We start from the raw sequence: 21,265 nt of genomic DNA on the forward strand, positions 1-21,265 counted from the left end.
CTCGTAAACTCCGCTTCCTCGCCTGTTTTTGCCTTGCATGGCTCTAGCTCGCGAGATCGTGAACAGGCTCTAAGCCCGCAGCACTCCTGGTTTACCGCAGCGCGTCGCGAGACGTGCTGCGGAATTTCCCCCCTTTTTTGCATTCACTCGCGCTGCCAAAGGCTGTGCGTGGTGACGTGCACGCTTTTTCTGGAGTCGATCATGAGTCGTCTGCATCGTGTTTTCGCCGGTTGTCTGGCCGGTGGCCTGAGTGTCGCCGTCCAGGCCGAAGAGGCCGGTTTCATCGAGGGTTCCCATGCCGATCTGCAACTGCGCAATTATTTCTTCAGTCGCGACTACTCCGGCATCGTTGGCAGCAATCCTCAGTCGAGAACCCAGGAATGGGCTCAGGGTTTCATCTTCGATTTTCGCTCGGGTTATACCCAGGGCCCGGTAGGTTTTGGCGTGGATGTGCTGGGCCTGTACGGCATCAAGCTCGACAGTGGTCGTGGCCATACCAGCAGCGGGTTGCTGCCGGTGCACGACGGTCGGGCTGCCGACGAGTACGGGCGCCTGGGGGCCGCGCTGAAGGCCAGGGTGTCGCGCACCGAGCTGAAGGTCGGTGAACTGCGCCCGCACCTGCCGGTGCTGTTTCACAGCGATCTGCGCTTGCTGCCGCCGACCTATCAGGGGGCGGCGCTGGTATCCAACGAGATTCAGGGGCTGATGCTGCAGGCCGGGCAAATGCGCTCCACCAGCCTGCGCGATTCCACCGATCGCCAGGCGATGTACGGGCTGATCAACGATCCGGTTAACCCGGCGCGCATCGCCCGCTTCACCAGCGACCGTTTCAATTACCTCGGCGCCGACTACGCCTTCAACGCCAACCGCACCAGTGTCGGCCTGTGGCAGGCGCAGTTGCAGGACATCTACCAGCAGCGCTTCTACAGCTTCAAGCATGCCGAGCCGATTGGCGACTGGACACTGGGGCTGAACGCCGGCTACTTCGACAGCCGCGACGAAGGGCGCAGCATCGCCGGCAAGTTGGACAACCAGGCCACCTTCGCCCTGTTCTCGGCCCGGCACGGCGGCCATACCTTCTACCTGGGGTACCAGCGCATCGACGGTGACGATGGCTTCATTCAGGTCGGAGCCAATACCAATCCCATGGGCAATACCTTGCCCACCTATGAGTTCGCCGCCCCTGGCGAACGTTCCTGGCAGGTGCGTCACGACTACGATTTTGCGGTACTCGGCATCCCTGGTTTGACCAGTACTCTGCGTTACGTCAGCGGCGATAACGTGCGTACCGGGCAGGGGTACGAAGGCAAGGACTGGGAGCGTGATCTGGATCTGGCCTACGTTGTGCAGAGTGGTCTGCTCAAAGGAGTCGGGCTGCGCTGGCGCAATGTCACGGCCCGTTCCAACTACCGAACCGACATCGACGAAAACCGCCTGATACTCAGCTATACGCTGAGTCTGTTCTAGTCGAGGCTCGCCCTGCCAGGCTATCGGCAGGGCGGGGGCACCAGGGGAAAGTACCCATGACGGATATACAGGCACTACTGGCAGCCTGCGCACAGGTCGAACAGGAGCAGGACGAGGCCGTACTGGCCACCGTGGTCAAGGTGCAAGGCTCGGCCTACCGACGGCCCGGCGCAAGGATGCTCATCTCCTCGCTGGGCACTACCGAAGGCACCATCAGTGGCGGCTGCCTGGAGTCGGCCGTGGCGAAAAAGGCCTGGTGGCTGACCGAGCGCGGGCAGCCGGTGCTGCAGCGTTACAGCAGCACCGCCGGCGAGGACGAGGACGACGGGCTGTTCGGTCTGGGCTGCAATGGCACCCTGTACCTGCTGCTGGAGCGGCACAGCCGTACCCTGCCGGCGCCCGCCATCGAGCTGTTACGCGAGGTCGTGGCCCAAGGCGAGCCCGGAGCCATGGCGCGAGTCATCGGCTGTCCCGCGAGGAGCGGCGTGCGGCTGGGGCAGTATCTGAGTTGCGCGCCTGGCCGGCATTGGCGCAGCGACTTGCCGGATGGCGTGGCCGCGCTGCTGCGCGCCGACCTGCAGCGCACTCTGGACGACCGCCGCAGCGCGTTGTGCCGCTATCCGCTGGCCGACGGGGAGCTCGAGGTGTTCTGCGAGTACCTGGCGCCGCCGCGCCGGCTGCTGGTGTTCGGCGGCGGCCACGATGCCCAGCCGTTGGTGGAGATGGCGCGGCTGATGGGCTGGCAGGTCACGCTGATCGACAGCCGGCGCCACTACGCTCGCCACGAGCGTTTTCCCGGGGCGCACGCGGTGCGCTGCATCGAACTCGACGAGCCGCTCGACTGGTCGGCCCTGGCCGACGGCGCGGCGGTGCTGATCATGAGCCACAGCTACCGCCAGGATCGCCACTGGCTGAAGGCGATGCTCGACTGTCGCCCCTTCTACCTCGGCCAGTTGGGCCCGCGCAGCCGAACCGAGCGGCTGCTGGCCGAGGTGTGCGACCAGGGGGCGCCGCAGCCCGGCCTGGCGGTGCTGCACTATCCCATGGGCCTGGACATCGGTGGCGACACGCCGCAGAACGTGGCCCTCGCCGTGTTGGCGGAAATCGCCGCAGTGGGCAACGGACGCCAGGGCGGCCTGCTCAGCGGGCGTAGCGGCAGCATTCATGAGCGGGAAGCCGAGCATGGCGCCTGTGCCGTCGCCATGCGCGCGCAGCGACGGGCCAGCCGTTGAGTGGCGTGGCCGCGTTGCTGCTGGTGGCCACGCTGGATCTGGCCGGCGAAGCGTTCGACGAACTCTGGGGGGTGCACGACGCCGACCTGCTCCGGGGATGACCGCGTGCATGAAGTGTTCGCAGGCATGGTGCTGCGTCGTATCCGGGTGCACTATCAGCGGATGGGGTCGGTACAGCGGAGGAGATGATGATGCTCGGTATCCACAGTGGCGGCTGCCAGTGCGGTGCACTGCGTTATCAGTTTCAGGCACCGCTGACCGATATCGCCCATTGCCACTGCTCGATCTGTCGGCGCAGCACCGGCGGCATTCTGGTGACCTGGATCACCGTCCCGCTGGCGCGCTTTGTCTGGCTAAAGGGCGAGCCCGCCCGCTACGCTTCATCGCCAAGCTGCACACGGTATTTCTGCCCGACGTGCGGCGCTCATCTGGCCCTGTTCACTGCGCTGAGCCCGCAGTCGCTGGATGTCACCATCGCGACGCTGGATCACCCTGAACAGGCGCCGGCGGATCGGCATATCTGGACGCAGAGCCGACTGCCCTGGCTGCAGGTGGACACTCACTTGCCGGAAGAAGACCAGGAGTGCATCGAGTGAGCGTGCCGCATGTAAAGGCGCCTCCTGATGTTCAGCGTGAAGCCCTGGAATCCACCGGCGACATGACGCCCAGGAGATGATCGACAACCTGTAGAAAGGCTCGGAGCTTGCCGCGTACCAGCCGACGCTGGCGAACCACTTCCGTCAATCGAAATGACGTGGATATTTATGAAATCTTGCCCTTGGCTGTCGGTCAGAGCCTGACTCCCACCGCTACTGCCCGGATCCAAGCGATGCCACTGATAGTCATAGCCGAAGACGAACGCTCCATCAGAGAGCTCCTCGTGGAGATCTTCGAAGAACAAGGTCATCAGGTGAAAGCCTTCCCCTGTGCCGACGACGCCTGGGAATTCCTCGCCAGCTGCGACGGTCAGGTGCAGATGGTGCTGACCGACTTCAGCATGCCTGGCGATATCGACGGTATTTTTCTCGCCCACCTGATCCGTGATCGCTTCCCGGATCTGCCGATCATCATCTCTTCCGGTTTTCTGGAAGAGACGAGCGATTTCGAGGGCTTGAACGTGGCGGTGATTCCCAAGCCGTGGACGGTTAGCCAGCTACTCGCCATATGCGCGGCGATGATCCCCGAAAAAACACCCCAGACCGACATTCGGCAGGCGTAAGCGATTCGAGCAGCGAGCTGCGATGTCCTGCGTACAAAAACTCCCATCATGTGACTGCGCAGAAACCTCGGTGGATATGTAAAATCCCCGCCCCGTTTTACTGCTGGAGATGTCACGTTGGCCATTCACTACTCGCCTTCCCAGAACACTGTCGCTTGTGGCCGCACCGGTTCGAGCCTCAGCGCTACCCAGGATCAGACGCAGGTTTCCTGCAAGCTTTGCCTGCGCTCGCTGGAGAAGGACGCTGCCCCTGCCGAGGCCGTCAATCGCACGCCAACCCTGGCCGAGCTGCGTGCAGCCGCTCGGGCGGCGAAAGCTGCGGCCAAGCAACCTGAGCCGAAAACTGCCCTGAGCGTACGGGCAGCATGGCGGCAGAAACTGGAGCAGATGCCAGGCCGCAACCGACTGCCACGCGGTGCGGCTCGTCAGGCGTACGTTTAATCGGTGCCGCTGTCAGGGCCGCGAGACGAATATGCTCCGGTCTTGGCAGCCTATCTCTTCAGTGGTTTTCAGTTGCCCGATCCAGCACTTGGTTCTGCCGGATAAATCCCGCCTTTATTGCCTGATTCAGTTACCGGCACCAAGTTGAGTAATCACCCCGGTGTTTGGCAAAAAACCTATATTCAACTCTTCATACAGGTAAGTTTGCCGACGAAATCGTTAGTCTTACCGGTAAAATAAGGCAGAGCTTACGTGTTTCTGAAGTAAGTCGATCATTGCCCAATACTGTCTCGATTACTGTTGGTCAAATTGACGATCAGGCATTTATGAGTCTCGCTCATCAGGCTTTGCAATATTTCCTACTAATCGCCTGTGGTCGCAGGTGTTAGCTTCAGCCGTTGTTCGCATACCGTCTTGGTCAAGCGAATAAGTTCGCATCCGTGAACACCAATGTTTGGCGAAATAGATCGACTGCAGCCGGCTATAGTCATGTGGCAACAGGAGCGATTAACAATTCGTAGCGCACAGAATAATCCTTGCCCTGAAAAACAGTGAACTGAAGCGAGAGCTGCAGCTACCAAGTTCAGTGCCTGGTGTAGTGACAATAAAACGAAATGAGTCGTGGCAGCCTGCGGTTTTCAGGGGCCTGCCAACATGAGCGACCTTGAGGTGACCGTGATGAAAGATCAGAAGACCTTGCAGAGCCCGGTGGTGGAAGTGGATCCGGTAGCGTTGGCGGCAACGCCGACGCGCCGCAGTTTTCTCAAGTTCGGTGCCTCGGGTATCGCCGCGGCAACGCTGTCCGGCTTGCTGCCCGACAGTGCCCTGGCGGCAGTCCGGGAAGCTGCCCCCGGCATCGAAGACAAATCGATTCCTGGAGTTGGCGAGCAGCGCATTCGCCTGACGGTGAATGGCCTGGTGCACGCGTTGAACGTGCCGGCCAATGCGATCCTGCTCGATGTGTTGCGCGATCGTCTGCAACTGACCGGTACGAAAAAGGGGTGTGATTACGGCCAGTGCGGTGCCTGCACCCTGTTGGTCAACGATGTGGCGATCAACGCCTGCCTGTCGCTCGCCGTGCAGCACGACGGCGACAGCATCACCACCATCGAAGGCCTCGCCCGGGGCGACACCCTGCACCCGGTACAGGAAGCCTTCTGGGAGCACGATGCTTACCAATGCGGTTACTGCACCTCCGGGCAGATCATGAGCGCCGTGGCGATTCTCAAGGATCCGAACATCCCCAGCGATGACGCCAGCGTCCGCGAAGCCATGAGCGGCAACATCTGTCGCTGCGGCGCGTACAAGAACATCCTCAGCGCGGTGCAGTCCGCGCGTTCGAAGATGGGAGGGGCGGTCTGATGCGCACTTTCAATTTCGTACGTGCCGAGTCGTCCGCACACGCCATCGGTTCGATGACCGGCGACCAGCCACAAGCCTACCTGGCGGGCGGTACCACGCTGCTCGATCTGGTCAAGCTGGACGTGATGAAGCCCGAGCAGATCGTCGACATCAATCACCTGCAGTTGAAGCAGGTCGAGCGCCTGGCCGATGGTCGGCTGCGTGTCGGCGCGCTGGTGAGCAACACCGATCTGGCCAATCACCCGCTGGTACGCGAGCACTATCCGGTGCTGTCACAGGCCATTCTGGCTGGCGCCTCCACGCAGCTGCGCAACAAGGCGACCACCGCCGGCAACCTCATGCAGCGCGTGCGCTGTAATTATTTTCGCGATGGTTCCTCGGCCTGCAACAAGCGCGAGCCGGGTTCGGGTTGCGCGGCCATTGGCGGGTTGAATCGCAGCGTGCATGCCGTGCTGGGTACCAGCGAACATTGCATCGCCACACACCCTTCGGACATGTGTGTGGCGATGGCCGCCATCGGCGCACGGGTCACGGTACGCGGCGCCACGGGCGAGCGGGAAATCCCGTTTGGCGACTTCCATCTGCTGCCCGGTGACACGCCATGGCGCGAACATGCGCTGGAGCGCGGTGAGCTCATCACCCATGTAACGCTGGACGCGCCGCTGGCCGGTAGCCGCGGCGCCTATCTCAAACTGCGCGACCGCGCCTCTTACCAGTTCGCCCTGGCCTCCAGCGCGATCATCCTGGTGCTCGACGGGCAGCGCATCGCCGATGCCCGCATCGCCCTGGGCGGTGTGGCCAGCAAGCCGTGGCGGGCCACAGAGGCCGAGCGGGCGCTGATCGGCCAACGGGCGACGGCGGAGACGTTCGCCCGTGTGGCCGAACTGGCGTTGAAAGGGGCGCGGGCATACGAGCACAACGCCTTCAAAATTCCACTGGGGCAGCAGGTGGTTGTGCGCAGCCTTCGCGACCTGACGGCGTAGACCCTGTTCACGATCTGCTGCGCGTCGGCCCTACTGCGTTAAAAACAAGCTCGGAATGCTCATTTACAGCTCGTAAACTCCGCTTCCTCGCTTGTTTTTGCCTTGTATGGCTCTAGCTCGCTAGATCGTGAAAAGATTCTTAGGAGCTTTTTTCATGAGCGAGAAAATCATTGGCGTCGCCCAGCGGCGCGTCGAAGGCCGGCAGAAGGTCAGCGGCGCGGCGTTATATACCGCAGATCATCATCTGGACGGTCAGCTGTATGCCTATGGCGTTTACAGCAGCATTTCCAGCGGGCAGATCGTGGCTATTCACGATGACGAGGCGCGGCGCATGCCCGGCGTCGTCGAGGTGCTGCACCACGGTAATTTCCCCCGCCTGCACCGCACCCCCAGCGGGGCTGTGAACCTGATCAAGAATATCCTCACTGCCAGCAAGGTGGACGAGCACCGTCTGCCCTTCGAGGATGATCGCGTCTACTACCCGGGACAGTTCGTTGCCCTGGTAGTGGCCGAAAGCTTCGAGCAGGCGAGGGCGGCCGCGTATCAGGTTCGCGTCGATTATCGGCAGGAAGAGTCGATCAACAGCCTGCAGGATGCGCTGCGCACCCGCGGTGCGCGTTCCGGTAATGGCGGCCATGAGCGTGGCGAGCCCGAGGCGGCGTATCAGCAGGCCGCGCACCGCATCGACGTGATCTACACCACGCCGGTGGAAACCCACAATCCCATGGAAATGCATGCCACCACCGCCCATTGGCGTGACGACCGTTTGTACGTCTACGAAAGCAGTCAGGGCGTGGTCAACCATCGTAACGTGCTGGCCAATGTCTTCGACCTGTCCGCGGATCAGGTCGAAGTGCTCGCGCCCTATATCGGCTCCGGTTTCGGCGCCAAACTCTGGCCCTGGCCGCACTCGATTGCCGCCTGTGCCGCTGCCAAGGTCACCAGGCGCCCGGTGCAACTGGTGGTACCAAGGGAGCAGATGTTCACCACCGTTGGCCATCGTCCGGAAACCCGCCAGCGTTTGCGCCTGGCCACCGATGGCGAGGGCAAGCTGCTGTCCATCCGCCACGAGTCCTACAACAGCACGTCGACCCTGGACAGCTACACCGAGAATTGCGGCGGGGTCACCAAGAGCCTGTATTCCTGCCCGAACGTGCTGGTCAGCAATTCGGTCAGCCCGCTCAATCGCGGTACGCCGACCTCCATGCGCGCGCCCGGGGCGGCACCGGGGTTGTTCGCCCTGGAGTCGGCAATCGACGAAATAGCCCTGGCCAGCGGGGTGGATCCTCTGGTGTTCCGGCAGATGAACCTCGCCACGAAAGACGAAAGCATGGATCTGCCGTGGTCCAGCAACCATTTGCCTGAAGCGATAGAAAAGGCCGCCGAGCGCTTCGGCTGGTATCGGCGCAACCCGGCCGTGGGTGCCATGCGTGACGGCGACGAACTGATCGGTTACGGCGTGGGTGCCTGCAACTGGGAGGCCTTCCAGGTGGCGACCGACGCCCGCGTGATTCTGCGTGCCGATGGTCGCGCGCTGGTGCAATGCGGCCTGCAGGATATCGGCACCGGCACCTATACCATCATCGCGCAGACGGTCAGCGAACTGACTGGCCTGCCCATGGAGCGCATCGAGGTGCAATTGGGCAACTCGTCGTTCCCGCCTGGCGCCTTGTCCGGCGGTTCCTGGGTGACCGCCAGCCTGATGCCCGCCGTCGCTGGGGCGACCCGGCAGGCGCTGGAGAAATTACGCGAGTATGCGGTGATGGATAACGGCCCATTCGCCGGCCAGGATCCGCGGAGCCTTGAACTGGGCGAAAGCGGACAACTGAGCAAAGACGGTGTGCGTGCCAGCTTCGCCGATGTGCTGACTCGTCAGCGCCTGTCGCGGGCCGAAGCGACCTACCACAGCGATGCATCGGGGAACGACAAGTACTCCTTCCGCTCGTTTGGCGTGCATTTTGTCGAGGTGCGCTGGGATCCGGGCATCTCCCGCCTGCGGGTTTCGCGGGTGGTCAGCGCCATCGACGTCGGCAAGGTGGTCAACCCGCTGGCGGCGCGCAATCAGGTCGAGGGCGCGATCGTCATGGGTATCGGCATGGCGCTGTTCGAGGCGGCCGAGTACGACCCGCGCAATGGCTTGCCGGCGAACAACAATTTCGCCGAGTACGTGGTGCCCGTTCACGGCGATCAGCCGGACATCGACGTGCTGCTGCTCGACTATCCCGACTACCAGCTCGGTGAGTTCGGCGCACGGGGCATTGGTGAGATCGGCGTGACAGGGCTGGCGGCCGCCGTCGCCAACGCCGTTTACCATGCCACGGGTCAGCGCGTGCGCAGTCTGCCCATCACCAAGGAAAAACTGATGGCCGTTCGGTAGTCTCCGTTGCCTGAGCTGATGTGACGAGGTGGTTTTGATGAAGCAACTTGACCTGCAGGTCGTTCAGCAGGCTCGTGCATGGCTGGAAGAGGGACGACCGGTCTGGTTGTGCACCGTGCTGTCGACATTCGGCTCGGCACCGCGGGCGCCTGGCGCGATGCTGGTGGCGCTGCCCACGGGGGCGTTCTGTGGGTCGCTGTCCGGCGGCTGCGTGGAGGAGGATTTTCTCGAGCGGGTGGCGACGGGGTCGTTTGCCGAGCGCAATCAGGTGGTGCGTTACGGCGAGGGCGGTTTGGCGCCTACCCGGGCGTTGCCCTGTGGCGGTGTACTGGATGTATTGATCGAATACATCCCGCCAGGCGATGGTGCCGAAGAGATGTTGCGCCAGGTCGAGCATGCCCTCGGCGGTGGCGAGCTGCTGATCCGTGACGTGCCGCTTGGCAATGGCGCCAGTGAGTGCCGCCCAGGCAGCATGAGCGACGCGAAGATACAGCGCGGCGACGAGCGTGTGTCTATCAGGGTTGGCGCCGTGCTGCGGGTGATTCTGGCGGGCTGGTCGCCTGTTGCCGAGTTCTGCGCCAGCTTCGCGACGTCGCTCGGTTACGAGGTGATTCTCTGCGATCCGCGCCCCGAGGTCATCGCCGAAGTGACGGTGCCAGGCGTACAGGTTCTCGAGTTGCTGCCGGCGCGTTTCATCGCCGAACAGGGCGCCCATCGCGCCACCGCGATTCTTGCCCTGACCCATGATCCGCGCATGGACGACCTGACGCTTATCGAGGCCGTGCGTACCGAGGCTTTCTACATCGGCGCAATGGGCTCGCAGCGCACCAGCGGAAAACGCCTGGAGCGGCTGGCGCGTTTAGGCGGCTTGAAGCCAGATGAGATGGCGCGGATTCATGCGCCGATCGGCTTGCAACTGGGCAGCAAGTCGCCGGCGGAGATCGCCCTGGCAACCATGGCCGATGTGCTGAGGGTCGCTAACGGCATCGAACGGGGTGAGGTGTAGCCATGGTACCGAACAGCCTTGTGAACAGCCTTGTGGTTATCGTGCTGGCCGCCGGGCGCGGCTCGCGTTTTCGCGCCTCGGGCGGCACCACGAGCAAGCTGCAGGCTGACCTGCACGGCAAGCCGATTCTCGAGCATGTGCTGGCGGCGGTCGAACGCTCCGGACTCGGCGTGCATGTGGTGCACAGTGCCCGCGGTGATGGCATGGCCGACTCGATTGCCGAAGGTGTGCGCGCAACGGCAAACGCTTCAGGCTGGCTGGTGCTGCCGGGCGATCTGCCGCTGGTGACAGCCCAGAGCATTCGCAGCGTGGCGGCGGCCTTGGTGGACAATCTGGTAGTGGTGCCGGTCTCGAGCGGTGAAAAAGGCCACCCGGTCGGGTTCGGGCGTGAATGCTTCGATGAGCTGGTCGCACTCAGCGGCGAGGCGGGGGCTGTGTCGATCGTGCGGCGGTACCGCGCCGAGGGTCGCGTTCTGCAACTCGAAGTCAATGATCCCGGCATCCTGACGGATATCGATACGCTCGAGGATCTGCAGCGGGTGCGCGGTCTGCTCGAAGCTTCCGTCCAGTTCAGGGGCTCTGGCGAGCAGGTGTGAGCTAGTGTAGCGTCACACATCAAATGTCGTATCCGAGCGATTGGGCTGAGTGGTCGCTCAAAGGCGGTAGCGGACGTAGGGTGGATGACGCTCTTTTCATCCACCATTGCGATCACAGAGCGGTGGACGGGTCGGGCCGCGTAGGTGAAGCGTCGTCCACCCTACGACAGGCCGCTTGCGCCACATGGCTGCCATCCCACATTACGATACCCCGTTCGCCGCCTCGGGCACATCGACCACCCTGGCCGACATATGACCGTTGTCGCGACACCAGGGTGATAAGCGCAAAAGAAGCGACGACCTGATGGTCGTCGCTTGCGCATTGTCCACGGCAATCCGTTCAGGCAATCGCCGTGGCCGCCTCGGCTCTCCTTACAGAATGCTGAGCGGGTATTCGACGAAGGCACGGATCTCGTTGAGATCGGGGCCTACCGCATTGCTGGAGCGGTAGATGGAGTTGCGAAGCCGCAGGGAAAGATCTTTGGCCGCACCGTTCTGCACGGTGTAGCTGACCTGATTGAACAGCTCGCGCTCCTTGCCTTCCTTGTCCGCACCCGTGTCGATGTTATCGCCGCGCACATAGGCGAACTTGTAGCGCAGGCCTGGTACCCCGTAGCCGGAGAAGTCCAGCTCGTAGCTGGCTTGCCAGGAGCGCTCATCCTTCAGGTTGAAGTCCGAGTAGTAGGAGTTGGCGAGGTAAACGCTGCTGCCGCCGTCGCCGTAGTCGTAGGCATAGCCGGCGTCGCCGGTATTGCGCTGGTGGGCGATGATGAAGGCGTGGTAGCCGACGCTGTATTTCGCCGCCAGGCTCCAGATGTTGTTGCGGTCATTGCGCCCGTCGCCGCCAAAATCCAGAGCGGCGACGGAGTTGTTGTCGTAGTCGGTTCGGTACAGGTTGAAGTCGAAGTTGAGTGCCTGGCTTTCACTCAGCGCCGCGGTGTAATTGAGGTTCGCATAGTACTTCTCGTAAACGTCTTCCACGTCCGAGTGATACAGCGCGGCGCTCAGGTTGTCGGTGAAGGCGTAGCTGCCGCCCACCACGTCGATTTTCTTCAGGCGGTTGGCGTCGCGTGCCGGATCGCCCATCGGGCTGTCCGCCGTGAAGCGGCCCACGTTCAACTCGAGGCCTTGCACTTCGTTACTGGTAACCAGGGTGCCGGTGAACGATTGCGGGAGCAGGCGGCTGTCGTCATGGGCGAGTACGGGCAGCGACGGGAACTGGTTGCCGTATTTGACCACGGTGTTGGAAAAACGAAGCTTGACCGCCGCGCCTGCCTGGGACAGATCGTCGACCGGATGGCCGTCACTGTCGGTATCGAAGAAGGCGCTGTAATTGCGGCCCTGACCGCTATCGAGCTTGACCCCCAGCAACCCGAAGGCATCGACACCCACGCCGACGGTGCCTTGCGTAAAGCCGGACTCGAAGGTAGTGATGAAGCCCTGGCCCCACACCTTGGCGTCGGCGGCGTTGTTCTTGAAGTCACGGTTGAAGTACGCATTGCGCAGCAGGAGTTTCAGGCTGCTGTCTGCAATGAATCCGTTGGACTCGGATTGCTCACTGGCATGTGCCAGTGGAATGCCTGCCGCTAAGCAGGCACAGGCGAGTGCGAGTTTCTTGTGCTTGAACATGGATGCTCCTAGTCAGTTGGCAGGTGTTGAATTGTTGATTCACCAGTTCCAGAACCTAATTATTATTTGCCTCGATATACCAAGACAGTGCGATAGTTATCATCGTGCCGGCGCACGGGCCAACCACAGGAGTCGATTATTACTATCGATGCAAATGATGCTTCGACGTGGCAGGTTATCTATACCATTCGGGGTGATGAACTCATGGTCATTGGCTTTCGAGAGAAGCCGGTGGTCTCTCCAGTTCATCATCCTTTGGTTTCCGCCTCTATATGAGGCGGTTTTTTTTGGCTGTAGAAAAGTTGATGAAGTTCAGGCGTGAATTTTGCTTCGTGCCGTTTTTAGCGGAATGAGCGATATATCCTGTGTGTATTCATGTTCGTGCGCGCTCTTTCAATTGTCGACGTTTTTATTGATGACTTCTGCTCATGGGTGTATGCGGAAGTTGAGTCTTTATTTAGGCGGTATTTATCTTTATAGATGGTCTGTTTACTTGGCGGCATGCGTAAGTGCTGTCGATTTTCCTGTCGCAAAGTCTTACAGGAAAAACGGCATCCTGTTGCGGTGCCGATGTCACATAAGGCCGCAGCCGATTCACCTCCTGAACAAGCGAGATAAACCGTGTTTCACCTGATCAGGAGGGTATGGATTCAGCGCTCGTAGCGCAGCGCGTCGATGACCACGCCGAGGGCGCGGGAGTATTGGCGACGGTTCGGGTAGTACAGGTGGTAGCCGGCAAACGGCTCGCACCAGTCTTCCAGCACGCGCACCAGGGTGCCGTCTGCCAACTGCTCCTGCACCATATCGTCGGGCAGGAAGGCCAGCCCGCAGCCGGCCAGCGCCGCACGCAGCACCGGGCCGCTGCTGTTGAACGTCCACTGGCCCTCTACTCGAGCCTTCATCTCCTGGCCGTCCTTCTCGAAATCCCATTGCAGCAAACCGCCGTAGGTCGGCAGGCGCAGGTTGATGCAGCAGTGCCGGGCCAGGTCGGCCGGAGTGATCGGCACTTCGTAGCGAGTGAAGTAATCCGGCGAAGCGACCACCGCCATACGCAGGGTCGGGCCGATCGGCACGGCGATCATGTCCTTGGCGACCTGATCGCCGAGGCGCACGCCAGCGTCGTAGCGCTGCGCCACGATATCGGTGAGGGCGTAGTCGACGGTGATCTCGACCTTGATATCGGGGTAATCGCGAAGAACCCTGTGCAGCTTGGGCCAGAGGATATTGTTGGCGGCATGCTCGGAGGTGGTAATGCGCAGTGTGCCAACCGGCTTGTCGCGAAACTCGCTGACGGCGCTCATCTCCGCCTCGATTTCCTCAAGGCGCGGCGCCACCGTGGCGTACAGTCGTTCCCCCGCTCCGGTCAGCAGCCAGGCTGCGTGTCGTACGGGTCAGCAGGCGCACGCCAAGGCGTGATTCCAGGCCACGGATGGAGTGGCTGAGGGCCGACTGCGAAACCCCGAGCTGCGCTGCGCCGCGGGTAAAACTGCCTTCCCGCGCAATGACGACGAAAGCCTGCAGGTCGTTGAAGTTTTCTCTGGGCATCTGCGATTCGGGCTCGGTAAGCGGGCATTGAGCGCAGCATCATAAGCACGCTGCGAGCGTCTCGTTTAACGGTAATTTTCTCTTTTGATTTCAGCCGCAGTATCAGGCAAGCAGCGCTGCTGGCACGGGCCTTCCAGGGCTGGCGAAGCGCCTATGAATGGGCTGCTGTGCTCGAGCGCACGACCAGTTCGAAAGGCAGGATCAGGTGATGCTCGGAAATGCTTTTGCCATCGAGCAGCGCCAGCAACATGGCGACCGCATGCTGCCCGAAGGCTTCGGCCGGTTGTGCGATGGTGGTCAGTGGTGGATCGCAAAAGGCAGCGAAGGAGATATCGTCGAAGCCGGCGACCGAAATGTCCTCGGGAACCCGCAGGCCGGCCTGGCGGATGCACTGGATGCTGCCCATGGCCATCTCGTCATTCTCGCAGAAGATCGCCGTCGGACGGGCTTCGTTGCACAGCAGGTGCGCCGCTGCGGCATGCCCGGACTGGCAGGTGTAATCGCCATCCTGCAGCAGTGCCGGGTCGAGTTCGAGACCCGCTGCGTCGAGGGCTTCCCGGTAACCGGCGAAACGCTCGCGGGTCAGCGGGCTGTCCGGTGGCCCCTGGATCAGCCCGATACGGCGGTGACCGAGTGCTAGCAGGTGCTCGGTCATGGTACGGGCGGCGCCGCGGTTGTCCAGGCTGACCGTGGGCCAGGGGGCGTTGTCGACGATCTCGCAGATGTTCACCAGCGGCGGATGATCCTCGCGTGCGAACGGGTCGAAGGCGCGCAGTTGAATGACCCCGTCGGCCTGCTTGGCATCCACCAGCTCGGCGAACTGCCGTTCGGTGTCCGGGTTGCCAAGGGTGTTGCACAGCAAGACCCGATAATCGAACGCGCTGGCCGCTTCCTGGATGCCGCGGATGACCTGAGCGAAGAAGGTATTGGCGATATCCGGTACCAGCACCACCAGATTGCGGGTGCGCTGGGAGCGAAACTGGATGGCCATCAGGTTGGGTTTGTAGCCAGCCTGCTCGACGGCCTCGAGCACCTTTTCACGGGTTTCCGGCGAGACCTGGGCGGGGCTTTTCAGGGTGCGGGAAACCGTGGCGACAGAGACGCCGGCCAGTGCGGCCACCTTGCGGATATTTGTCATGCAACCTCTGTTTTCTGGCCGTTGCTGGGCTCCGATTTGCCGCTAGGTTACCGCAACCCGACCGTCGTGGCGCGCTTGACCTGTGTAGCAGCCAGGTCTATATATCTTTCAATGTAACCGGTTACATTGAAGTAAAGTACCAATAAAAAGAGCGTAAAACGGAGTTGTTCAATGCCTGCTTCAAGCGTAAGGCTGGGAATGATCGGCGGCGGTTCTGGCGCGTTCATCGGCAAGGTGCACCGTCAGGCCGCTGCGTTGGCGGGTGGCATCGAACTGGTGGCCGGAGCCTTCAGCCGCGATCCGGCCAACAATGCCGAAACGGGTCGCGAGGCTGGTCTGCAAACGCAGCGTGTATATGCCAGTTGGCAGGCGCTGCTGGACGGCGAGGCCCGTCTCGATCCAGGCATGCGCATCAACCTGCTGGCGATCGTCACGCCCAATCATCTGCATGCCCCCATCGCCGCCGCCGCCATTCGCGCCGGTATTCATGTGTTCTGCGAAAAACCCGCCGCGCTGAGCAGCACCGAGACCCACGACCTGGCGCATCTTCTGGTGCAGAGCGATGTCCTGTATGGCCTGGCCCACACCTACCAGGGTTACCCGATGATCTGGCAGGCCCGGCATATGGTGCAGGCCGGCGAGATAGGCCGCGTGCGCAAGCTCTATGTCGAATATCCCCAGGGCTGGCTGAGCGATGATCTGGCCGGTCAGGGCAACAAGCAGGCGGCCTGGCGTGGCGATCCGCAATTGGCGGGACAGGGCGGCTGCATCGGCGATATCGGCACCCATGCCTTCAGCCTGGCCGAGTTCGTCAGTGGGCAGCGTATCGAGCGCATCTGCGCGCACCTCGGTACCCACGTACCTGGCCGCACGCTGGACGACGATTGCGCCATGCTGTTTCTGACCGAGCAGGGCGCCAGCGGTGTGCTGCTCGCCAGCCAGATCTGCGCTGGCGAAGAGAACGCCCTGAAGATTCGCATCTACGGCGACAAGGGCGGTCTGGAGTGGCGCCAGGAAGAGCCCAACAGCCTGATCCATCGCTCGCTCGATCAACCGATGCGCGTGCTGCGTGCCGGCGCCAACCACAGTTGGCTGTGCGCTGAAGCACTGCATCGAATTCGTCTGCCAGCGGGCCATCCGGAGGGGTATCTGGAGGCCATGGCCAATCTCTACAGCGATTTCGCCCGGGCGATTGGCGGTTCCAGCGTTGCCGCTGCCGCACTGCCCGGTATCGAGACCGGCAAACGTGGCATGGCCTTTATCGAGGCGGCGCTGGCTAGCCACGCTAGTGAGGCGAAATGGACGGCATTGTCACCGACTGAAGGAGCACGCTGATGACTTCCGTGACCCAGGGCATCCGCGGCCCAGGCATTTTTCTCGCGCAGTTCCTGTCCGCCGAGGCCCCGTTCGACAACCTGGCGAATCTCGCTCGCTGGGCGGCTTCGCTCGGATACAAGGGCATCCAGTTGCCGACCCTGGGGCCGCATTGCCTGGATCTGCAGCGCGCTGCCGAGAGCCAGACCTACTGCGACGAACTCAAGGGCATCTGCGCCGAGGCGGGCGTCGAGATCAGCGAACTGTCCACTCACCTGCAGGGCCAGTTGGTGGCCGTGCATCCGGCGTTCGACGATCTGTTCGATGACTTCGCCCCGGTGCAACTGAGGGGCCGCCCGCACGAGCGTACCGACTGGGCCGTCGCTCAATTGAAGCTGGCGGCTCAGGCCAGCCAGCGACTGGGTTTGTCAGCCCACGCGACTTTCTCCGGCGCGCTGCTGTGGCCATATCTCTACCCCTGGCCGCAGCGGCCGGCTGGATTGGTGGAAGAGGGGTTCGCTGAGCTCGCACGGCGCTGGCTGCCGATCCTGCAGGCCTTCGACAAGGCGGGTGTCGACCTCTGCTACGAGCTGCACCCCAGTGAGGATCTGCACGATGGCGCCACCTTCGAGCGCTTTCTGGCGGCCGTCGACAATCACCCGCGCGCGCACATCCTCTACGACCCCAGCCACATGCTGTTGCAGCAGATGGACTACCTGGGGTTCATCGACCGCTACCACGAGCGCATCCGCATGTTTCACGTCAAGGATGCGGAGTTCCGCCCCGATGCCCGCTCCGGTGTGTATGGCGGTTATCAGTCCTGGGTGGATCGTCCCGGTCGTTTCCGTTCGCTGGGCGATGGCCAGATCGACTTCAAGGCGATCTTCAGCAAGCTCACTCAATATGGCTATCAGGGTTGGGCAGTGCTGGAGTGGGAATGCTGCCTGAAGGACTCGGCCCAGGGCGCTGCCGAAGGCGCGGATTTCATCGAGCGCCACCTGATCACTCGCGCCGAACGCGCATTCGACGACTTCGCCGGGGTCGCGACCAGCGCCTCGCGCAACCGGAGGTTACTCGGCCTGGAGTAGCACCCTTAACGCTGTCTCGTGAACAACAAGAAGGATAAGAACATGAGCACTTTGAATGTCAGGTTGAGTTTCATGATGTTTCTCCAGTTCTTCATCTGGGGAGGCTGGTTCGTCACGCTGGGCACTTTCCTCGGACGAACCCTGGAGGCCAGCGGCGGGCAGATCGGCATGGCCTACGCGACCCAGTCCTGGGGAGCGATTCTGGCGCCCTTCGTGGTCGGTCTGATCGCCGATCGCTTCTTCAACGCCGAACGTCTTCTGGCGGTGTTGCACCTGGGCGGCGCCGTGCTGCTGTACCTGCTGTACCGGGCCGAAGATTTCGCCACCTTCTATCCGCTGGTGCTGTGCTACATGGTGGTGTACATGCCGACCCTGGGGCTTGTGAATGCGGTGGCGTTTCGGCAGTTGAGTGATCCGGTACAGCAGTTCTCCAAGGTGCGTGTGTGGGGCACCATCGGTTGGATCGTCGCGGGGCTGGTAATCAGTTTCGTATTCGCCTGGGACGCCCAGCAGGCCATCGCCGACGGCGCGCTGCGCAACACCTTCCTGCTCTGCGCCGGTGCCTCGCTGCTGCTCGGGCTTTACAGCTTCAGCCTGCCGGCCACGCCACCAGTGCCTGGCCAGCAGACCGGCATCAAGCGCCTGCTGGGTCTGGATGCCTTGCAGATGCTCAAGGATCGCGGCTTCGCCACCTTCTTTCTGGCATCGATCCTGATCTGCATTCCGCTGGCCTTCTACTACCAGAACGCCAACCTGTTTCTCACCGAAATCGGCGTTGCCAACCCGACCGGCATGATGACCCTCGGCCAGGTTTCCGAAGTGCTGTTCATGCTGTTGTTGCCGCTGTTCATCCAGCGCTTCGGGATCAAGGCGACGCTGCTGGTGGGCATGGCGGCATGGGCGCTGCGCTATGTGCTGTTCGCCTACGGCAACAGCGGCGAGCTGGTGGCATTCCTGGTCGCCGGTATCGTCCTGCATGGCGTGTGCTACGACTTCTTCTTCGTCTCCGGGCAGATCTACACCGACGGCAAGGCCGGCGAGAGCATCAAGAGTTCGGCCCAGGGCCTGATCACCCTGGCCACCTATGGTGTCGGCATGCTGATCGGTTTCTGGGTGGCCGGCATGGTGTCCGATCACTACTCCAGCCAGGGTGCCCACGACTGGCGCAGCATCTGGTTGTTCCCGGCGGTGTTCTCGGTTGCCGTACTGCTGGCGTTCCTGCTGACCTTCCGCGAGCGTGCCGCGATCAAGCCGGTTGACGCTTCACGGACTCGTTGACGGTAAGCGCCGCGGATGGTGCAAGCCATCTGCGGTGCGGATCATCCCTCGCAGCGGATCTCTGGCTGTTTGAGCAACATGCTCAGTTGCTGCGGGGGATGATGGATCAAGCCGTTTGGCGTTTCGCAGACGCGCTGGATGAAGTTGTCGGTGAACAGCAGTTTGCCGTGCACGAAATGCTCGTTGGGGCGCAGGTTGGGGTTGTCGATGCGCGTACCGAGACGCGCGGCCAGCCATTTTCCGGCCTCGTAGTGGCTGATCCAGCGCTTCGCTGACAGGCTTGCTAGGGTTTCCGGCTGCGCCTCGCGACCGATGACGATCACCGGTACGTCGCTGACTTCCGGCACCAGATCATTGTGTCCCCAATGGCCACCTTCTCCCAGACGCTGGCCGTGATCGCCAGTGATGATCAGGTAGCGCTCGCCTTCCAGGCGGTCGAAGTCGGCGATGACTTCGGCCAGTAGGCTGTCGAGGTAATGCACCGAATTGTCATAGGCATTGCTCTGACCGTTCGGGCCCTGATCCGTCCAAGGTGCTGGCTTCGCCTCGTGACGATAGTTCTGTGCATAGGGAAGGTGGGCGGTACGCAGGTTGAGCACCACGAAGTTGCGTTCACCCCATCGTTGCCCGTCGAGGACGTCCAACAGGGCACGATCCTGCTGTTTCAGGAAACGTACTGGATGGTCTTCACGGGTGATCGACACGTCCAGATAACGGCTACCCAGGTTGGCCAGCAGCTTGGATTCCTGGGACGAAATCCAGTGGGTGCGAAAGCCCGCCTGCTTGGCGAAGCGGAACAGGTTGATGTCGCCGGTGCGCAGCATCGAGTCCTGGCCCGGCTCACGAATCGGGTTGATCAGGTAAGGCAGGCTGACATCGGTAGCCACCCCCGCGGCGATGCCGGGGCGTACGAAGGCACTGGGGTGATCGCGCAGGTAGCTGGCCAGTTGCGGCGTGGTGTCGCGGCTGTAGCCGAACACGCCGAGGCGATCACTGCGCAGCGAATCGGCTACCACCAGCCAGACGTGTCGCGCTTCGCTGAGGCTGGGGCTGAGCCCGTATGGCGAGAAGGGAGCAAGTGGCAGTTCGACCTCCGGCTCGAAAGCCAGACGTACGGCCCAGGCGGAGAATACGTTGAGGTTGTTGTGCAGTGCGCTGCGGCTGGGGCTGGCGGCGAACGAGTCGAGATTGCGATAGGTGGCGCGATAGGGTTTCGAGAGCAGCACCATGGCGATCAACACCAGTGCCCAGCGACTCTCCGGCAGTTCGATCCTGCTCGGCAGGCGCAGGTGCAGGGCGAGCAGCAGGGCATAGGGAATAGCCACGCAGGGCAGAACCGGCCAATGCTGAGCGAGGCTGTGCGTCGCCGTTTCGCGAACCTCGCCAGGGTCGTTGAGCAGCGACTGGATATCGATGGCGGTCAGCGGCTCGCCGAAGAAGCTGATATTGGCCAGCTGTATCAGTTGCATCGCCGCGAACAGCCCCAGGATGCTCGCGCTGAGCCAGCGCAGGTTGCACAGCCACAGCCCCGCACTGAACAGCCAGAGCACGGCGACATAGCCGAATTCCGGTTCGGCGCGGTTGTTGGGGGTGAATAACTGCTGCAGGAAATCATCGGCGAGCAGCAACAGGCAACTGAGGGTGGCCAGGGCCACGAGCGACAACCAGGAGCGCAACGCCCCAGAGCGATGACGGGCACGAACGGGCAGCATGGGTTTTCCTGAGTATCAGCGGTCTTCGGAATGTGCGCGGCGCTTGCCGGTGATCATCGACAGCGGCAGGTTTTCGCGCAGGTGAACACTTTCGATGAGCGCGGCGGCTATATGGATGACCACCAGAGCAGCCAGGCCATCAGCAATCCAGCCATGCAGTGTGAGCGGCCAGTCGACGCCCCACAGTGCATCCACTTCCTGCATCAGGAAGCCGCTGATACCGAGCATGGCGATGGCCGCCATCATCAGCAGCATGACCAGGGCGCCCAGTGGCGAATGGCCGAGGCGGCGATAGGCACGGCCTTTCAGCACCTGGCTGAGATGCTTGGTCAGGCCCGCGCGAGTCGGCCAGAAATCCTGCCAGCGCGCGCTGCGCGTGCCGACGAACCCCCATACCAGCCTAACTGCCAGCCAGGCGCAGGCGTAGTAGCCGAGCCAGGTATGCCAGTCGTCACCTTCCTCGGTGAGGAAATAGTTGGCGACGAAGACCCCGGCTACCGACACATGGAACAGCCGGATCAGCGGATCCCAGAGTCGTATCGTCGCCGCGGGCATCAGTCTTCGATCTCGGTCTTGATGGCCTTGCCGGATACCGGGTCGTGGTAGATCTCGACCTTGCGCTTGTCCTTGTCGAAGCCGTAGATCTCGTAGCAGTTGCCTTTGGTGACCTTGAACTTGCTGATCTGGTAACCCTGCTCCTTCAACTGAGTCTGGAATTTCTCTGGATCCTGCCAGGTCGGGCGGTCGGCGGTGGTGCATTCGGTGCTGGCCAGGGCCAGCGGGCTGCCGAGCAGCAGCGCCAGAAGGACGAAATAACGCATGGTGGGACTCTCCTGTGAGGGGGAGACTCACCTTGCGACGCGAAGCTTAGGAAAGTC

The 21,265-nt window shown here is 62.2% G+C and carries 18 protein-coding genes and 1 pseudogene; 13 read left to right on the forward strand and 6 right to left on the reverse strand.

Annotated elements, in window-relative coordinates:
- Window positions 1-201: 201 nt before the first annotated feature.
- The 10 genes from DNK06_RS04915 to DNK06_RS04960 all read left to right on the forward strand — a co-directional run bounded on the left by DNK06_RS04915 (window position 202) and on the right by DNK06_RS04960 (window position 10,683).
- Window positions 202-1,467 (forward strand): OprD family porin, encoded by a 1,266-nt coding sequence (locus DNK06_RS04915; RefSeq protein WP_131178914.1) that lies wholly within the window; start codon window positions 202-204, stop codon window positions 1,465-1,467.
- Window positions 1,468-1,523: 56 nt separating this feature from the next.
- On the forward strand, window positions 1,524-2,699 hold the full coding sequence (locus DNK06_RS04920) for an XdhC family protein (RefSeq protein WP_131178915.1): 1,176 nt from the start codon (window positions 1,524-1,526) through the stop codon (window positions 2,697-2,699).
- Between the two features lie 191 nt (window positions 2,700-2,890).
- Window positions 2,891-3,295: a GFA family protein gene (locus tag DNK06_RS04925; RefSeq protein ID WP_131178916.1), complete on the forward strand. Its 405-nt coding sequence runs from the start codon at window positions 2,891-2,893 to the stop codon at window positions 3,293-3,295.
- Window positions 3,296-3,453: 158 nt separating this feature from the next.
- The gene (locus DNK06_RS04930; RefSeq protein ID WP_242674612.1) at window positions 3,454-3,918 is read left to right on the forward strand and encodes a response regulator; all 465 of its coding nucleotides are present in this window, start codon (window positions 3,454-3,456) and stop codon (window positions 3,916-3,918) included.
- A 117-nt stretch (window positions 3,919-4,035) separates the two neighbouring features.
- The gene (locus DNK06_RS04935; RefSeq protein WP_131178917.1) at window positions 4,036-4,359 is read left to right on the forward strand and encodes a hypothetical protein; all 324 of its coding nucleotides are present in this window, start codon (window positions 4,036-4,038) and stop codon (window positions 4,357-4,359) included.
- A gap of 678 nt (window positions 4,360-5,037) precedes the next feature.
- Complete coding sequence (locus DNK06_RS04940) at window positions 5,038-5,721, forward strand: (2Fe-2S)-binding protein (RefSeq protein ID WP_131178966.1); 684 nt, start codon at window positions 5,038-5,040, stop codon at window positions 5,719-5,721.
- A complete protein-coding gene (locus DNK06_RS04945) occupies window positions 5,721-6,704 on the forward strand; it encodes an FAD binding domain-containing protein (RefSeq protein WP_131178918.1) in 984 nt (327 codons plus the stop codon). The genes DNK06_RS04940 and DNK06_RS04945 overlap by 1 nt, the downstream gene beginning before the upstream one ends.
- A 154-nt stretch (window positions 6,705-6,858) precedes the next feature.
- Window positions 6,859-9,081 carry a xanthine dehydrogenase family protein molybdopterin-binding subunit gene (locus DNK06_RS04950; RefSeq protein WP_131178919.1) on the forward strand — a complete coding sequence of 741 codons (2,223 nt, stop codon included), beginning with the start codon at window positions 6,859-6,861 and terminating at the stop codon, window positions 9,079-9,081.
- Between the two features lie 37 nt (window positions 9,082-9,118).
- Entirely contained in the window at window positions 9,119-10,087 is a 969-nt protein-coding gene (locus DNK06_RS04955) for an XdhC family protein (RefSeq protein ID WP_131178920.1), read from the forward strand.
- A 20-nt stretch (window positions 10,088-10,107) separates the two neighbouring features.
- Window positions 10,108-10,683 (forward strand): nucleotidyltransferase family protein, encoded by a 576-nt coding sequence (locus tag DNK06_RS04960; protein ID WP_242674610.1) that lies wholly within the window; start codon window positions 10,108-10,110, stop codon window positions 10,681-10,683.
- Between the two features lie 372 nt (window positions 10,684-11,055).
- Here the strand turns inward: DNK06_RS04960 and DNK06_RS04965 are convergent, their stop codons facing one another.
- From DNK06_RS04965 to DNK06_RS04975, 3 genes and pseudogenes are all read right to left on the reverse strand, one after another.
- Window positions 11,056-12,312 carry an OprD family porin gene (locus DNK06_RS04965; RefSeq protein WP_131178922.1) on the reverse strand — a complete coding sequence of 419 codons (1,257 nt, stop codon included), beginning with the start codon at window positions 12,310-12,312 and terminating at the stop codon, window positions 11,056-11,058.
- A gap of 650 nt (window positions 12,313-12,962) precedes the next feature.
- Window positions 12,963-13,857: pseudogene (locus tag DNK06_RS04970) on the reverse strand (LysR family transcriptional regulator).
- Window positions 13,858-14,008: 151 nt separating this feature from the next.
- Window positions 14,009-14,995, reverse strand: a complete 987-nt coding sequence (locus DNK06_RS04975; RefSeq protein ID WP_131178923.1) for a LacI family DNA-binding transcriptional regulator — start codon at window positions 14,993-14,995, stop codon at window positions 14,009-14,011.
- A gap of 171 nt (window positions 14,996-15,166) precedes the next feature.
- Between DNK06_RS04975 and DNK06_RS04980 the strand changes: the two genes are divergently transcribed.
- From DNK06_RS04980 to DNK06_RS04990, 3 genes are read left to right on the forward strand one after another with little or no spacing between them, the layout of a single operon-like run.
- Window positions 15,167-16,330, forward strand: a complete 1,164-nt coding sequence (locus DNK06_RS04980; protein WP_131178924.1) for a Gfo/Idh/MocA family protein — start codon at window positions 15,167-15,169, stop codon at window positions 16,328-16,330.
- Window positions 16,330-17,397 carry a sugar phosphate isomerase/epimerase family protein gene (locus DNK06_RS04985; RefSeq protein WP_131178925.1) on the forward strand — a complete coding sequence of 356 codons (1,068 nt, stop codon included), beginning with the start codon at window positions 16,330-16,332 and terminating at the stop codon, window positions 17,395-17,397. Before DNK06_RS04980 ends, DNK06_RS04985 begins: the two co-directional genes overlap by 1 nt.
- A gap of 42 nt (window positions 17,398-17,439) precedes the next feature.
- The gene (locus DNK06_RS04990; protein ID WP_131178926.1) at window positions 17,440-18,675 is read left to right on the forward strand and encodes a nucleoside permease; all 1,236 of its coding nucleotides are present in this window, start codon (window positions 17,440-17,442) and stop codon (window positions 18,673-18,675) included.
- A 41-nt stretch (window positions 18,676-18,716) separates the two neighbouring features.
- On the opposite strand, the gene DNK06_RS04995 is transcribed toward DNK06_RS04990, so the two are convergent.
- From DNK06_RS04995 to DNK06_RS05005, 3 genes are read right to left on the reverse strand one after another with little or no spacing between them, the layout of a single operon-like run.
- The gene (locus DNK06_RS04995) at window positions 18,717-20,387 is read right to left on the reverse strand and encodes a phosphoethanolamine transferase (protein ID WP_131178927.1); all 1,671 of its coding nucleotides are present in this window, start codon (window positions 20,385-20,387) and stop codon (window positions 18,717-18,719) included.
- Between the two features lie 15 nt (window positions 20,388-20,402).
- The gene (locus tag DNK06_RS05000; protein WP_131178928.1) at window positions 20,403-20,942 is read right to left on the reverse strand and encodes a cytochrome b/b6 domain-containing protein; all 540 of its coding nucleotides are present in this window, start codon (window positions 20,940-20,942) and stop codon (window positions 20,403-20,405) included.
- Window positions 20,942-21,208: a PepSY domain-containing protein gene (locus DNK06_RS05005; RefSeq protein WP_131178929.1), complete on the reverse strand. Its 267-nt coding sequence runs from the start codon at window positions 21,206-21,208 to the stop codon at window positions 20,942-20,944. Before DNK06_RS05005 ends, DNK06_RS05000 begins: the two co-directional genes overlap by 1 nt.
- Between the last annotated feature and the right edge of the window lie 57 nt (window positions 21,209-21,265).

It is taken from the genome of Phytopseudomonas daroniae, from assembly GCF_004327285.1.
In the GTDB taxonomy this organism is placed as follows: domain Bacteria; phylum Pseudomonadota; class Gammaproteobacteria; order Pseudomonadales; family Pseudomonadaceae; genus Aquipseudomonas; species Aquipseudomonas daroniae.